The sequence below is a fragment of the Aliihoeflea sp. 40Bstr573 genome, assembly GCF_024105655.1.
Classification (GTDB): domain Bacteria; phylum Pseudomonadota; class Alphaproteobacteria; order Rhizobiales; family Rhizobiaceae; genus Aliihoeflea.
On the sequence record NZ_JAAAMH010000024.1, the window covers coordinates 26,301 to 41,852 of the forward strand.

Annotated in this window: 12 protein-coding genes; 10 read left to right on the plus strand and 2 right to left on the minus strand. The window is 63.8% G+C overall.

What is annotated here, in order from left to right; all coding sequences use genetic code 11:
* On the plus strand, window positions 1-1,245 hold the full coding sequence (locus GTK01_RS18615) for a VpsF family polysaccharide biosynthesis protein (protein WP_252928885.1): 1,245 nt from the start codon (window positions 1-3) through the stop codon (window positions 1,243-1,245).
* Window positions 1,246-1,310: 65 nt separating this feature from the next.
* On the plus strand, window positions 1,311-2,696 hold the full coding sequence (locus GTK01_RS18620; protein WP_252928887.1) for an AMP-binding protein: 1,386 nt from the start codon (window positions 1,311-1,313) through the stop codon (window positions 2,694-2,696).
* Here the strand turns inward: GTK01_RS18620 and GTK01_RS18625 are convergent.
* Window positions 2,693-3,793: a glycosyltransferase family 4 protein gene (locus GTK01_RS18625; RefSeq protein WP_252928889.1), complete on the minus strand. Its 1,101-nt coding sequence runs from the start codon at window positions 3,791-3,793 to the stop codon at window positions 2,693-2,695. The two genes, GTK01_RS18620 and GTK01_RS18625, sit on opposite strands and share 4 nt — an antisense overlap.
* A 189-nt stretch (window positions 3,794-3,982) precedes the next feature.
* On the opposite strand from GTK01_RS18625, the gene GTK01_RS18630 reads away from it, so the two are divergent.
* From GTK01_RS18630 to GTK01_RS18655, 6 genes are all read left to right on the plus strand, one after another.
* Window positions 3,983-5,416: an oligosaccharide flippase family protein gene (locus GTK01_RS18630; RefSeq protein WP_252928890.1), complete on the plus strand. Its 1,434-nt coding sequence runs from the start codon at window positions 3,983-3,985 to the stop codon at window positions 5,414-5,416.
* Window positions 5,417-5,418: 2 nt separating this feature from the next.
* A complete protein-coding gene (locus GTK01_RS18635; protein WP_252928892.1) occupies window positions 5,419-6,546 on the plus strand; it encodes a glycosyltransferase in 1,128 nt (375 codons plus the stop codon).
* On the plus strand, window positions 6,543-7,847 hold the full coding sequence (locus GTK01_RS18640; RefSeq protein ID WP_252928894.1) for a glycosyltransferase family 4 protein: 1,305 nt from the start codon (window positions 6,543-6,545) through the stop codon (window positions 7,845-7,847). Before GTK01_RS18635 ends, GTK01_RS18640 begins: the two co-directional genes overlap by 4 nt.
* Window positions 7,848-7,854: 7 nt before the next feature.
* On the plus strand, window positions 7,855-9,792 hold the full coding sequence (locus GTK01_RS18645) for an alginate lyase family protein (protein WP_252928896.1): 1,938 nt from the start codon (window positions 7,855-7,857) through the stop codon (window positions 9,790-9,792).
* Window positions 9,789-10,775 carry a GNAT family N-acetyltransferase gene (locus GTK01_RS18650; protein ID WP_252928898.1) on the plus strand — a complete coding sequence of 329 codons (987 nt, stop codon included), beginning with the start codon at window positions 9,789-9,791 and terminating at the stop codon, window positions 10,773-10,775. Before GTK01_RS18645 ends, GTK01_RS18650 begins: the two co-directional genes overlap by 4 nt.
* Window positions 10,776-10,837: 62 nt before the next feature.
* The gene (locus tag GTK01_RS18655) at window positions 10,838-12,250 is read left to right on the plus strand and encodes a hypothetical protein (protein ID WP_252928900.1); all 1,413 of its coding nucleotides are present in this window, start codon (window positions 10,838-10,840) and stop codon (window positions 12,248-12,250) included.
* Window positions 12,251-12,269: 19 nt separating this feature from the next.
* Here GTK01_RS18655 and GTK01_RS18660 read toward each other — a convergent pair whose 3' ends face one another.
* Entirely contained in the window at window positions 12,270-13,583 is a 1,314-nt protein-coding gene (locus GTK01_RS18660) for a nucleotide sugar dehydrogenase (RefSeq protein WP_252928901.1), read from the minus strand.
* A 323-nt stretch (window positions 13,584-13,906) separates the two neighbouring features.
* Between GTK01_RS18660 and GTK01_RS18665 the strand changes: the two genes are divergently transcribed.
* Window positions 13,907-15,085: a serine hydrolase gene (locus GTK01_RS18665; protein WP_252928903.1), complete on the plus strand. Its 1,179-nt coding sequence runs from the start codon at window positions 13,907-13,909 to the stop codon at window positions 15,083-15,085.
* 224 nt (window positions 15,086-15,309) lie between these two features.
* The gene (locus GTK01_RS18670) at window positions 15,310-15,492 is read left to right on the plus strand and encodes a hypothetical protein (protein WP_252928913.1); all 183 of its coding nucleotides are present in this window, start codon (window positions 15,310-15,312) and stop codon (window positions 15,490-15,492) included.
* Window positions 15,493-15,552: the final 60 nt, after the last annotated feature.

Below are 15,552 nucleotides of genomic sequence, written 5' to 3' on the forward strand. Positions count from 1 at the left end.
ATGAGCGATGGCGCCTTTTCGGCGTCCTTCGGGCGCGAGCGCGACAGATCGCTCTGGCTGTTCCTCTTTGCGATGGCAATTGGGGCGATTTGCCTGCGCGTTCTCATCACCAATCCATTGATGAACGAGTTCGTCGAATACACGACGGAAACGGGCGCGATCTACGAGAAGATCCATTTCGGCACCTATGCGCTGCTCGGCGTCGCGGCGATCGTTCCCTTGTTCCGGCCGATCCGGCTCGAGATCTGGGAGGTCGCCCCTTTTCGCGCGTTGCTTTTCTTCGGCTTCTGGGTGCTTGCCATTGCGGTCGGCCTCGTTGCGATCGGGCGCGGTGGGTCGGCAGGCTATCTGATCGATTCCTACGTCGCGGCTGCTGCTGCCGGCCTCGCCCTCTTCATGCTGCCGCTCCAGATGCGCCGGACCGCCGGCCACCTCATACTTGCCATCCTGATGGCCAGTGCGCTCATCGGCATCGGCGAGGTCGCGACCGGGACGCGCTTCCTTCCCTACGACGTCGGGGAACTCGATTTTCGACCGACAGGCCTGATGGGCCATCCGCTCAACCAGGGCCTGATGCTTGCCGCCGGCATCGGCTTTCTGGCCGCGAGCCGTTTCCGCTTGTCGATCAAGTTGCTCGGCGCAGCCCTCCTCCTCATCGGCGCCGCCGCCGCCGGTGCGCGCACCGCGACCATCATGGCCGCCGTCGCAATCTTCGCCTGCCTGATGCTGACCCGCTGGCAAAATGTCGACGCCGCCCGCCAGGCCTCGATGAAGCTGATGGTCCTCGCCTTTGCCGCCATCGCCACCTTGCCGGCTATCGGCCTCCTGATCGGTGCCGGTTTCCTCGATCGGTTCGAGGGCGGGCTGATCGACGAGAGTGCAATGGCGCGGCTCGACGTCTACCGGGTGTTCGAATACGTCTCGTGGGCTGATATTCTTGCAGGCACCGATATCGCCATCATTCAGAAAATCGTCGAGACCCGGATCGACCTTCTCTACATCGAGAGCACGCCGGTCATCCTGATCTTCCAGCTCGGCCTGCCGGGCGCACTTTTCTTCACCGGCCTCGTCGTCTATCTCTTCGCTCACCTCTTGCGGCTCAACGGCCGGGCGGCAGCTATCGGAACCGCGATCTTCTTCATCGTGGCGCTTTCCAACAACCACCTTTCTACAAAGATGGCGACGGTCACCATGGTCGTCGTCATGCTGGTCGCGTTCATGCAACGACCGGTTGTCCGGCGCTGACTTGAACCTTCTTTAAGCCGATCCCTGTATTCGGGAGGCGAGGAATCATCGAAGCGGAGAACAGCGTGCGCCTTCTGGACATTGCGCGCAGTGCCTATGTCGGCAGTCCAATCGGTCTGCGGCGGTCGATCGCGCCTTTGATGGCGATGGTCCCGACCTGGCTCAAGTACGGCAGCGGCTATCGCACATGGCGCGCGGACATCGCCCGTAGCGTCCACGATCCGGCCTTTGTGGATGCCGAGCGCCGCCGCGCCCTGTCCGAACTTCTCGCCATCGCCTCCAAAAGCCCATTCTATCGCGAAATCCTCGGCCGCCATGCGCAGCTGGAACCCCAGGACATCGCGCGCCTACCGGTCGTCACGAAAGAGGACCTCACGGCTGCCGGCGCCGACGCACTTGCCGTGCCGCGCAAGACGCTCGACGCAGGCAACACCAGCGGATCGAACGGCGAAGCGCCCTTCGGCTTTTATCTCGACCGTGACCGCTCTGTGCGCGAGATCGCCTTCATCCACCATGTGTGGAGCCGTTGCGGCTTTCAGGCCGGCGAGCCGCGCGCCATGCTGCGCGACGCCTATCTCTACGGCCGCAAGGGTTTCATCCATGAATGGGAAGGAGCCCTCGGCGAGTTGCGCCTCTCCGTCTTCCCGATGACACCGCAGGACATGGACCTCTACCTCGACCTGATCGATGAGCGCTCCATCCGCTACCTGCACGGTTTTCCTTCGGCCATGGAAATGCTGGCCCGCCACGTGCTGACGACCGGCCGCCAGCTTGGCCAACCGCTCAAGGGCGTTTTCCCGATTTCCGAACCGATCTTCGCACATCAGCGCGAGACGATCCGCGCCGCCTTCGGCGATGCCCCCATCCTGCCGTTTTACGGCATGAGCGAAAAGGCAATCTTCGCCGGCGAAGTCCCGAGCGAGCCGGGCACCTACGAGTGCGAACCGCTCTATGGCATTGCCGAACTCGTCGACGAAACCGGCGCGCCGATCAGCGAGCCCGGCCGAGAGGGGCGGCTCGTCGGCACCTCGTTCGTCACGCGCGGCATGCCCTTCATCCGCTACGATACGGAGGACCGCGCGACGCTCGTGCGCGCCGCCACGCGCGAAAATGGATGGCGGATGCGCATTCGCGACATCACGCCGCGGCGCAAGCCCGCCTGGCTTGTCGCTCGTGACGGACGGCGCATCGTGTCGACCGATTTCACCCCTTCCGACCCGGCCTTCTTCGACGGCGTCAAGGAATTCCAGTTCTATCAGGACACGCCCGGAATCTGCGTGATGAAATACGTGCCGAGCGCGGCCGGGACGAGCGAGCAGGCGCAGGAGATTGTCGCCGCCCTACAGCGCAAGGCCGGCGAAGTCGTCCAGTTCCATCTGGAAAAAGTCGAAACACTCTACGCGAGCAAGAACGGCAAGCGGCCATTCATCGACCAGCACCTGAAAACCTAGGCGGCTCTCCGCACATCTCCCATGATCTCGCGATAGCGCTCGATCAGGCCCGGCACCACCGTCTCGGCAGTATAATTGCGCGCGATCCGCTCCGCGGTGCGGCGCGACAACTGCAACCACCCGCCGCTCGTGATGATGGCGCGCACGGCTTCGGCATAAGCCGCGCCATCCGCGTTGCGGTCAAAAATCCGCCCGCAATCGCCGATGACGGATCGGTTGAAACCGTTGTCGGCGCAAAGCGGCACCAGCCCTTCGGCCATCGCCTCGGTCAGTGCGTTGGAATGCCCCTCCCCGTCATGACGCGTCGGGAATATGAAGAAATGCGCGCCGCGGATCGTTTCACGCACCTGCTCGGCATTCACCGCGCCCCTGAACTCGACTGGCAGGCCGGCCGCCAAGGGTTCCAACCTTTTGGCGTAGTCTGGGGACGCGCGGCCGAGGACCTCAAGCCGGACCTCGAGCCCGCCTGCCGCCAACACCCGCACCGCCTCGATCGCCGTCTCGATGCCTTTTTCCGGCACGATGCGCGCCAGGAAGACGAGCCGGACCGGATCGGACAGTCCACGAGGGGCAAGCCCCTCAGGCCCTTTCGAAACGTAGTTCGGCAGATAGTGAACGGGGGTATTTGTGTAGCGCCGGGCGAAATCCACATATTCCAGCCCTTCTACCGTCACCAGATCGGCATGCCGCAGAAGCTTCGCCTGCATTCGGGCGCCGAGCGCACCCTCTTCCATCTCGTCCATGAAACAGCCCGCCCGGATATCCACGACCAGTTTGCGCCCGCGCGCCTTGGCGTTCATGCAGATCACCGCCTCGGGGAGGATGAAATGGCGGCGCAGGGGCGTGATGTGGAGAATGTCGAACCGTCCCGCCTCGCCCAGGATGCGCGCCGCGGTGCCGGCGAAATTCGAGGCATAGGCCAACGCCTTGCCGGCTGGCGTCGAGCGCTCCGGGGCATAGGGATATTCGGCCACGCTCAGCCCCTGCCCGCGCAAATCGTCAATCAGCCGGCGATTTGCCGATTCATAACCGCCACGCGCCGGCTCGCCCGGCTGGGCGATCGGGCCGCAATAGGCAATGCGTGGCAAGACGGACATGGCGGGCTCCTGCAAATCGCCGCGACCATAGCGGGAAACCATGTCGAGACCGCTAACGCGAGCGAAACGCCGCGCGTGGCACGATCAACCGCTTGGTAACCCAATTGGCCGAAAGGCTGGCCGCGTTCACCATTGCTTGGCCCGTCTCGCTTAGGTTGCAGCCGAAGTCGAACAGGCGCGCGCTCCCTCATGCTGATCCGATCCACGATCATCTATCTGCCGGCAATCCTCTTGCCGCGCATTTCGGCGATCCTGCTTCTGATCGTCATGACGCGGCTCGTCAGCCAGACGGAATACGGCCTGCTGGCCCTCGTCGTCGCCATCGGCGAGATGACAGATGCGGCCGTCTCCAACTGGCTGCGCATCGCGCTCCTGCGCCTTGGCGGCACCGGCACCATTGCGTCCGGTAGCCTCAAGCGCGCCGCCACCGTGCTCGGCGCCACGTCGGTGACCGCGATCCTCGTCGCGATCTTCGCGTCGTTTCTCATCGTGCCGGAACGTGCAAGCGAGTTTGCGCTCGCCGTATCCGCCTACATCGTTGCCGGCAGCGTCTCGCGCCATGCACTGTGCATTCTCCAGATGCAACAACGACGCGTCACATACACGATGATGGAGTTCGCGCGCTCGATCTGCGTCATCGTCCTTCCCATCGCCGCGGTCCTCTTCATTGAACCGACCTTCCTCGCCGCCTCGCTCGCGACCAGCCTCGGGACCCTGCTATGCGGCTTGATCGGCCTGCGCGTCGCCTATTCCAAGGTCGAGCACGGACCTGCGCGCTTTTCCTATTCCGAACTGTTTTCGCTCGGCGTTCCGCTCATCGTCCTGGCCCTGATCAGCTTTGGGCTAGACGCCATCGAACGGCCTCTTTTGAAGCTCTTCCACGATGCGGGCGTCGTGGCCATCTACGCAGCCGCCTATGCGCTGGCACGCCAGCCCATCGACATTCTCGGCAATGCCATCAACCAGGGCGCCTTTCCCGAGATGGTGTCGATCTTCGATACGCGCGGACCCGCGGCCGCAGGCGCCTTCATCGTTCAGCAGCTCAATCTGATCGCGATGCTGATCCTGCCCGCCGGCGCCTTCCTGATGGTCCTCGGCCCGGACATCGTCGGCCTCGTGCTTCCGGCGAGCTACCACGCCGATGCTTCCGCCATGTTCCCGGTGGTTGTCGTCTCGGTCGTGCTCTTCAACTTCAAGGTCTTCGTCTTCGACAACGTCTTCCACGCGCACAAGCGCAACTGGCTACAGTCGGCCTCGCTGCTGCCGGGCGCCGTCATCGGCATCGCGCTCAGCCTCTATCTGATCCCCACCTACGCCGCACTGGGTGCGGCATGGGGCTATCTCGCGGCCTGCGGGATCGGGCTTTTGACCAGCATCGCCATGTCGTCGAGCCTGTTGCGACTGCCTGTCGCGCTCGGTGATCTCGCGCGTGCGCTCACCGTCGCCCTCGGCGTCTTCGTCGCCACCGCCCTCGTTCGGCAATTGACCGCCGACCAATGGGTGCTCGTGCGTCTCGTTCTTGCAGGCGCTGCCGGCGGTATGGCCTTCCTGGCGCTTGTCGCGCTTCTCCACAGGCAGGAAGCGCGCACGCTGATGACCACCTTGCGGCTGAGGCGGGCGTAGCGATGCGGATCGGGCTTTATCTTCCCAGCCTCGAGGGAGGCGGCATCGAACGGCTTTATCTCGGCCTCGCCCGCCAATGGATCGCGCGCGGCCACCTCGTCGAGCTGGCGCTCAACGAGCGGCGCGGCGAACTTCTCGGGGACGTGCCCTCCGGCGTTCGTATCCGTGATCTCGGGGTGCGACGTCAGGCGGCCTCCCTTCCGGCCCTCATCCGCTATCTGCGTACCTCGCGGCCGAACGTGGTCATGGCCGGGCACGATCACAACAACATCATGCTGTGCGCGGCCAGCTTTGCGCGCACGGGCAAGACCCGCATCGTCGCAAGCCAGCACAACACGTTGTCGGCAAACGACACGCGCGGCGCTAAGTTCGGCCCGGTGCCCCTCCTCTACCGCGCCCTGTTCAGCCAGGCCGACGCGATCGTCGCCGTCTCGTCGGGGGTCGCCGACGATCTCGCCTTGACCTGCCACCTGCCGCGCGGACGCATCGACGTGATTCACAACGGCATCGTCCCCGCCGATCTGGCAACGCGCATGGCGGCGCCCGTGGACGACACGCTCTATCGCGAGGGCGTCGCGACGATCCTCGCCATGGGCCGCATGGTCGAACAGAAGGATTTCGCGACGCTTCTGGCAGCGTTCGCGCAGGTGCGGCAATCCCGGCCTGCACGGCTCGTCATTCTCGGCGAAGGACCGCTGCGCCCCGCACTCCAGGCGCAGGCCGATGCGCTCGGCATTGCCGGCGACGTCGCGATGCCCGGCTTTGTCGACACGCCATTTGCGCACCTTGCCCGCGCTTCGCTCTTCGTCCTCTCCTCGCGCCATGAAGGCTTCGGCAATGTCATCGCCGAAGCGCTTGCCTGCGGGACGCCCGTCGTTGCGACCGATTGCAAGCACGGCCCGGCGGAAATCCTGGGTGGCGGTCATTTTGGAACGCTGGTTCCAGTGGGCGACCCGGCGGCCATGGCATCCGCCATCGTCAACGCGCTCGACCACGATCCGGACCACGAGGCGCTTCGCACCCGCGGCGCAGCCTTTTCCGAAGCCGCCTGCGCATCCCGCTATCTCGAACTCTTCCGGCGCATCGTCCCGCGGGGCCTTGCCGAAACCGCTCGCAAGGAGGTCGCATGACCGCTCTACCCAGACAGGACCGATCGACGACGGCCGTCGTCCAGCCGACACCTTCTGCACGCAGCGCCGCCGAGGCGCGTGAACGCGCTGATTCAATCCTCGCCGCCAAGCCCCTGTCGGGAAAAGGCATTCTCATCATCGTCGAGAACCTGCCAGTGCCATTCGACCGGCGCGTCTGGCAGGAGGCGACCACGCTGCAGAAGGCAGGCGCCACGGTCAGTGTCATCTGCCCGACCGGCAAGGGGTTCGACGCCCCTTACGAAACCATCGATGGCATCCACGTCTATCGCCACAAGCTGCCTCTCGATGCCAACGGCGCGCTCGGCTATCTCGCCGAATATTCCGCAGCGCTCTTCTGGGAAACCCTGCTCGCCTTTCGCGTGCTTCGCCGGCACGGCTTCGACGCGATCCACGCCTGCAACCCGCCGGACCTGATCTTCATAGTGGCGGCGCTGTTCAAGCCGTTCGGCAAGAAGTTCATGTTCGACCATCACGACATCAATCCGGAACTCTACGAGGCCAAGTTCGGAAAGCGAGGCTTTTTCTGGCGGCTGATGGTGCTTGCCGAGCGGCTGACATTCGGCCTTGCCGACGTGTCCATCGCGACCAACAACTCCTATCGCAACATCGCCATCGCACGCGGCAAGATGGCGCCCGAAGACGTCTATGTCGTGCGCTCGGGTCCAAATCTCGACAAGCTGCGGCGCGTACCCGCCAACCCTGCCTGGAAAAACGGCCGCGCGCATCTCGTCGGATATGTCGGCGTCATGGGCCAGCAGGAGGGAATCGACCTGCTGCTCGAATCCATCTCGCACCTCGTCCATACGACAGGGCGCACCGACATCCAGTTCTGCCTCGTTGGCGGCGGGCCGGCACTGGAGGAACTCAAGGCGCAGTCGACCGCAATGGGACTGGACGAGTTCGTCACATTCACCGGCCGCGCCAGCGACGAGACGTTGTTCGAGGTGCTGTCGACATCGGATCTTTGCGTCAATCCCGATCGGGTGAACCCGATGAACGACAAGTCGACCATGAACAAGATCCTCGAATACATGGCGTTCGCAAAACCGATCGTGCAGTACGAAGTCGTCGAGGGCCGCTACTCGGCGCAGAGCGCATCGACCTACGCGCGACCCAACGACGCCGTTCACATGGCCGAGCAGATCGAGCTTCTTCTCGCCGATCCGGAACGGCGCGCCGAGATGGGCCGCGTGGGGCGCGCGCGCGTCGAGAACCAGTTCAGCTGGGACCATCAGGTGCCCGCGCTGATCGCTGCATACCGCAAGATCTTCAGGCTCTGAGGCATCGATGTCGCTGAGCTGGTACGTCAATCGCCTGCGCAACATGAGCCCCGGTGAACTCGCCCACCGGGTCTTCGAGAAAAGCCGCAAGCTTTCCTCGAAGACCCGGCACGAAGGCTGGGCGCGGTTCGCTCAGGAAAGCGACGACATTCCGCGCATTCCCGGACTGAACGATGCGGTCCTGCAGGCCTCGCCCGCCGTTCGCGAAGCGCTCGACCGGTCCTGCGCGGCGCTGTTGGGCGGGCGGTTTTCCGCGCTGGGTGTCGCGTGGCCCGAGCGCGCCCTGGACGCGCTCTTTTCTGTCGACATCTGGCGGCTCGACCCCGTTTCCGGCCTTTCCTGGCAAGGTGCGGATGCCTATTGCTTCGACATCGCCTATCGGCATGAAACGCGGCTCGGCGACGTCAAATATGTCTGGGAATTCAACCGCCTCCAGTTTCTCCAGCCACTTGCAGCCAAGCTGGCGCTCGACGACGATGCAGTTGCGCGCCGCGCCATCGAGGACGCTATCGAAAGCTGGTACCGCGCGCACCCGCCCTTTCGCGGGCTCGTCTGGAACTCGGGCATCGAGCTTGCCTTGCGTTCCATTTCGCTCCTCATCGTCTCGAGCGTCTGCGGCTCGCATCTGTCGCCGGATACGATCCGCCGCATCCGCGAGATCCTCGCCGCGCATGCCTTCTGGCTGACGCGCTTTCCCTCTCGCTTCTCGTCCGCCAACAATCACCTCATCGCCGAAGCCGCCGGCGAATATCTCATCGGCATCGCCATGCCCGACCTCGCCGGCGCCGACGCAATGGTGGCAACCGCACGGAGAACTCTCGAAGCTGAGATCGAAAACCAGATTCTCCCGGACGGCGTGCCTGCCGAACAGTCGCCGACCTATGGCGCATTCTCGATCGAGTTCGCGCTTCTAGCCGGACTCGCCGCGCGGCAGATCGACGATCCCTTCGGCCCTGTCTTCGAGGCGCGCCTTCTCGCCTTCGCCAACTGGATCGCCGCCATCTCGTCGGACGGGACCGCACCGGCGATCTGCGACGACGACGAGGGCCGCGTCATCGCCGTGTGTGAACCCGAGCCGCGTTACCCCGCCTCCATCGCCAATGCCGCGATGGCGTTCGCCGGCGTCCCCTCGCCTGTCGCGGCGAGCGAGCCGCATCTGCGCGACGCCGTCTTCGGCGAAGCGGCAGCGAGAGAACCGCAAGTAACCACCGGCGTGACGACGTTCTCTGAAGGCGGCTACAGCGTCCTCGAGGCAAGGATCGCCGGACGCGACGTCAAGCTCGTCATGGACCACGGCCCGCTTGGCTACCTCACCATCGCCGCGCATGGTCATGCCGACGCGCTCTCCATCCTGCTTTCCGTCGACGGCGAACCGGTCCTCGTCGACCCGGGCACCTATCTTTACCATTCGGGTGGCGCGTGGCGCGACTGGTTCCGCTCGACCCGCGCGCACAGCACGCTAACGCTCGCGGGCGCGGACCAGAGCGTCATGTCCGGCGCTTTCAACTGGTCGCACAAGGCCAACGCCCGCCTGATCGAGGCATCCGACACCGCCATCCTCGCCGAGCATAACGGCTATGTCAGACACTTTGGAGCCACCCATCGCCGGCAGGTCAGTCTTACGGATGACGGCTTGCGCATCGAGGATGATGTTTCGGGCAAACCGCAGCCCGTCGAACTCGTCTTCCAGTTCGCCCCTAGCCTCGACATCCGCGTCGACGGCGCTTCGGCGCATGTCGCCAAGGGCGAGACTTCGATCGCGATCCTCACCCTGCCCGACGTCAATTTCACCATTGCCACCGGCAAGGACGCATTCGACGGCGGCTGGGTTTCTCCCTCGTTCGGCATCAAGCGTCCTGCCCCGCGCCTGTCATGGCGCGGTCAATCGGGCAGTCCGCTCGTCACCGAGATCCGCATTCTCCAACGGCCAGGGAGCCGCGCATGACCGATATTGCACCCCGAGCAGCGGCCTTCGCCCCTGCAGATATTCGTGCGCTGACGGTGGCGCCGATCGACACACCATCGGAGTGGAACTCTCTTATGACGAGCGTCCCTCTTCCCCACGTCACTCAGGCCTATGCCTATGGCGCGGGCAAGGCTGCGGCAGGCTGGCATGTGCGCCGCGTGGCCTTCAAGGACGGAAACCGCACCGTCGCTATCTGCCAGTTGCTGGAGAAGCGCTTGGCGGGGCTACGCGTTGCAACGCGCGTCAATCGAGGCCCGCTCTTTCTCCAGGAGCATCCGGGCGACGCCGACGTGGCGTCGACTTTTAACGCCCTACGCCGGGGATGGGGCCGTCTGGGACGTGGTGTCCTGCTCATCGCGCCGGCGTTGCCTGCCGGATCAGAGAGCGAAACGGTCTTGCGCAAATCAGGCTTCAGGCTGCGAAATGCAGTAACGTGGACGTCGGCCCGCGTGGACCTGACCCGCGACGAAGACGCGATCATCGCCAGCTTTGCCCCGAACTTCCGCAACAAGATCCGCAAAGGCGAACGCGCCGGTATCGACGTCGAGATTTCAACATCCGTCGACGCCGTTGAATGGCTGATGGATCGACACAGGACCCACATGCGCGAACTCGGCCTCGATTACGCTGGCGACGCCTTTTATCGAGGTCTTGCCAATGACAGCGAACATGGACTGACCGTCCTGCGGATCATGCAGCAAGGCCAGCCCGTGGCAGGCATCGCACTGGTGCGCGCGGGCAAAATGATGGAGTACAATGTCGGCTGGTATGGTGCCGACGCGCGCCGCCTCAACGCGGGCAATGTCTTGCTCTGGGCCGCCATCCGTGAGGCGAAGCGCCACGGATGCACGACCCTTGACGTCGGCGGCCTGTCGGCGTCGGACGGAGGGTTCTCGCAATTCAAGCGCGGAATGAATGGGCCGGAATATACGCTGGCGGGCGAATGGCTTTCTTTCCTGTAACTTAGCCGAATCTTAAGCGCGCGATGACAGATTGGTGATCGCATTCTTCAGGGGGATTGGCCTTGCGCCTGCTGGACATCGCGCGCAGCGCCTACGTCAAGAGCCCGCCGGGCCTGCGCCGGTCGGTCGCGCCGTTGATTTCCATGATGCCGCTCTCGATGCGCTATGGTGCGGTCTACGAACGCTGGCGCCGCGATATCGCGCGCGCGCGGGTCGATTCCGAATTTTCGACCGCCGCGACCACGGCCGGCTTGCGTGCGCTGGCGAGCGTCGCTGCCCAAGCCAGCCCGCTTCACCGCGCGCGTTTTGCGGCCGCCTTCGGCGCGAATTTCGATGTGCGCCAGATAGAGGTCGAAGACCTCGCCCGCCTGCCCATCTTGACCAAGCGCGACCTGCGCGTAGCGGGCGAAGCGGCGCTCACCCGCCCCGCGAAAAACCTCGTGCGCAACTGCACCAGCGGCTCCAATGGCGAGGAGCCATTCGCGTTTTTCGTCGATCGCGACCGTTCGGTGCGCGAATTCGCATTCGTCAACGATGCCTGGGCACGCGCCGGCTATACGCGCGATCAGGCGCGCTGCGTCCTCAAGGGCTTTCGTATGAAAGGCGCAGAGGATCGCCTGTTTGAATGGGAACCGGCGCTCAATGAATTGCGGCTCAGCGTCTTCCCGATGACCGAGGCCGACGTCGCGCTCTATGTCGACATGATCGACGCGCGCCAGATCCGCTTCCTGCACGGCTATCCGTCGGCCATCGAACTTTTCTGCCGCCAGATGCTGGCGCTGGGGCGCAGCTTCAAGACACCGATCAAGGGCGTTCTGCCAATCTCCGAACCGCTCTACGACCACCAGCGCGCCACGATCCGCAAGGCGCTCGGCGACGTCGCCTTCGCCCCCTTCTACGGCCTCAGCGAAAAGGCGCTTTTCGCCCGCGAGGTCGCCGACGACATCTACGAATTCGAACCGCTCTACGGCCTTGCCGAAATGGTCGACGACGAGGGGGCGCCGGTCACCGAACCCGGCGAGGAAGGCCGCCTCGTCGGCACCGGCTTCATCACGCACGGGACGCCGTTCATCCGCTACGAAACCGAAGACCGCGCGCGCCTCGTCGAGGCGGGCACGCGCGCCAATGGCTGGCGCATGAAGGTCGCGGCCATCTCGCCGCGCCGCAAGCCGGGCTTCTTCATCGGCAAGACTGGCAACCGTATCGTCGCGACAAACTTTCCACCGCAGGACGTGGCGTTCTTCCGTGGCATCAGCGAATTCCAGTTCGCCCAGTCAGAGCCCGGTAAGGCGGTCATCCGCTACGTGGCTGCAAAGGATGGCGTCCCAGCCGACGCGGAACGCATCCGCTCGGCGCTCGAGGCGAAGGCGGACGGCCATTTGACCTTCACGCTGGAACGCGTCGAATGCCTCGCCTGCGGCAGCCAGGGAAAGCGCGCCTTCATCGATCAAAGCCTCGATCTGGCGGCGTACTGAGAACTCCCGCTCCGTGCACTTACCAGTTGATTCCGTCCACCCGTCCTGCGGCTCCGGCCACATTTGGCAATCGCGCCATGTCGAGAAGGACCTGGTCGGGACGCATCGCGGTGACGACAGGCTCGTATTCGGGTGCGCGGTTCGTGGCGACGATGATGTCGGCATGGTCGATGATCTCGTCCAGGGACGACACCATCAGTTGGGTGACGTGCGGGATGGCGTTCATCAGATACGCCTTGTTGGCCCCGACCAGGCGAGCCACCGACACGTTCTTGTCGAAGACGCGCACGTCGCAGCCCTTGCCGATGAGGCGCTCGATCAGTTCCAGATACGGGCTTTCGCGCAGGTCATCGGTTCCGGCCTTGAACGAGAAGCCGAGAAAGCCGACCTTCTTCTTGCCCTCCCGCAAGACCCAGTCGAGCGCGCGCTCGACTTGCTGCTTGTTGGAGGGGATGAGCGAACGCAAGAGCGGCGCCTCGACATCGTTTTCAACCGCGAACGCGTTGATGGCGCGCACGTCCTTTGGCAGGCACGAGCCGCCGAAGGCGAAACCGGGCAAGAGATATGCGTTGGAAATGTTGAGCTTGTCGTCGGCAAAGAAAATCTGCATCAGTTCATGGCTGTCGACGCCCGCGGCCTTGCACACATTGCCGATCTCGTTGCCGAAAGCGACCTTCAGCGCGTGCCAGGTGTTGTCCGTGTACTTCACCAGTTCTGCGACGCGCGGATCGGTGAGGATCAGCTTGCCCGGCAGTCCCCCGTAGAGCGCCTTCAGGCGGTCGCGGGTCTCGTCGTCGCTGGCGCCGATGACAGTCTTGGCCGGATTATCGAAATCGGCGACGGCAGATCCTTCGCGCATGAATTCCGGATTGGACGCAACGCCGAAGCCCTCGCCATTCTTCTTGCCCGAAGTCCTTTCGAGGGCTGGTACGGCGAGCGTTTCCAGCGTGCCGGGCAGGACCGTCGATCGCATGACGACTGAATGGAAGCCTGTTTTCTCTTTGAGCGCCGCACCGATCTGCTCGCAGACCGCCTCGACATGACCCAGGTCGAGCGATCCGTTCTGCTTGGACGGCGTGCCGACGCACAGCAGCGAAATGTCGGAATGCGCGATGGCTTCGGCGGTCGACATCGTGGCGCGCAGGCGGCCTGAGGAAACGTTGGAGGCGACAAGTTCGCCCACATCCTTCTCGATTATCGGGCTCTGGCCTGCATTGACCAGATCAACCTTCGTCTCGCTGACATCGCAGCCAATCACCTCATGACCGCGTTGCGCCAGACACGCAGCACACACAGTGCCGACGTAGCCGAGCCCGAATACCGAAATCCTCATCGCCTTGCTCCGTTCGACCCCATGTTCCCCGGCTGCATCGATGCGCGGGGGAATTGCATGCCTGGTGACTATCATCCGGAGGTAAAGGCCGCCTTATCGCGCCGCAGCAAACTTGCCTGATCGTCTGGGCCGCGAATCTGGGCCGGGCACAGCGATGATGTCAGATTTCGAAAACCGGCGTAATGAACATTTGGGCGAACGCGCGCTGGAAGCGCGGGCCTCTCAAGGGGAAATATCAATACACCCTTCGCTGGACCAACGCCAGGCGCCTTGACTGGGGCCGCCCGAAGCGCGTTTGACGGGAGCAAGACGATGGAGGCACCATGACGATCGACCAGGTATCGCGAAACGAAGTCACGCTCGCCAATTGGCGCGAACATCCATTCAGCACGTTGAGCTTCCAGTCGGTCAGCGAATTCGTTCCCGTCGCCCCAATGACCTCTGCCCGCGACCACGTGAGGGCTGCGGTCGGCAGCGGCGCCATCGATGGCATTGCGTTGCAGATCGACGGCCGCGCCACGACGCTTCCAGACTACCTGCGCGCCTCGTGGACCGACGCCTTCGTGGTGCTGCGAGACGGCAAGGTGATCGCCGACTGGCATGCACCCCATGCCGACCTGAACCGGCCGCACGTCATTTTCTCGATCTCGAAATCCGTGACGGGGATGCTCGCTGGCATCGCGGTCGACGACGGGCTGCTCGACCCCCATGCGCCGATCACCGACTACGTGCCCATGCCCGGTTCCAGCGCCTATGGAAGCGCGCGCGTGCGCGACCTTCTCGACATGACTGTGGATCTCGATTTCGACGAGGAATACACAGACAAGGACAGCGCCTTCGATCGCTATCGCCGGGCCATGCTCTGGAATCCGGAACGGGCCGATGCGACGGCCCAGACGATGGAGCAGTTTCTTGCCACCCTGCCCCCGCGCGGTGCCGCCGACCACGGTAAGCGCTTCTACTATGCCTCGCCTAACACCGATCTTCTCGGCCTCGTCATCGAACGCGCCGTCGGGCGGCGGTATCACGACTATCTCGCCGAGCGCCTCCTCAAGCCGATGGGAATGACCGGCGCGTCCTACGTTACCGTCGACCGCGTCGGCACGGCGCGGGCCGCAGGCGGCATCTGCATCACCGTCGAGGACCTCGCGCGCCTCGGCGATCTTGTGCGCCTTGACGGGCGCAACGCTGCTGATCAACAGATCATTCCAGCCGAATGGATTGCTGACATGCACACCAACGGTAATCGCCAGGCCTGGGTCGATGGCAATTTCGCCGACATGTTCACGAATGGTCGCTATCGGTCCTGCTGGTATCAGGTCGGTGACGGTCGAGGGTCGTTCTGTGGCGTCGGCATCCACGGACAGTGGGTGTGGGTGGACCCTATCAGCCGAATCACCATCGCGAAGACCTCGTCGCGGCCCGATGCCAGCGAAGATTCAGGTACCGCTCGCGAGATCGCGGCGCTGGGCCAGGTCGCGCGGGCCCTGGAATCTGCCTAAATTGACGGCACATCGGTTAACACAACCTTCGCGATCAGGTCGAGTGCATACATGATGCGCATTTTTTGTTGCAGCGACGCAACGAGGTTTTGAGCCACAACATTGGACCCGTATTCAGCAATTGCGCCGACGAAATTTCACGCACAGTTTCCCCAGTGACATGGCGCAGAAGACCGGAGGGGTTGGCGAGCGCGATTTTTTCAAGACATCTTTCTGGGGGTCCAATGAACCTGTTCCGTACTTCGGCAGCCGCCTTTGCAATCGCTGCCGTTTCCACCCTTCCCGCCATCGCCGCCGACGCCATCGTCTATGAAGAGCCGGTCGTTCTGCAAGAAGAAGTTGATCCAGCCCCACTGAACGGGTCCACCTTGAGTTATGGTTTTGACCATGAAGGAGGACCACGATGAGCAACAAACGACACAAGCCGGAAGAGATCGTCACGAAGCTTCGGCAGGTTGAAGTCCTGC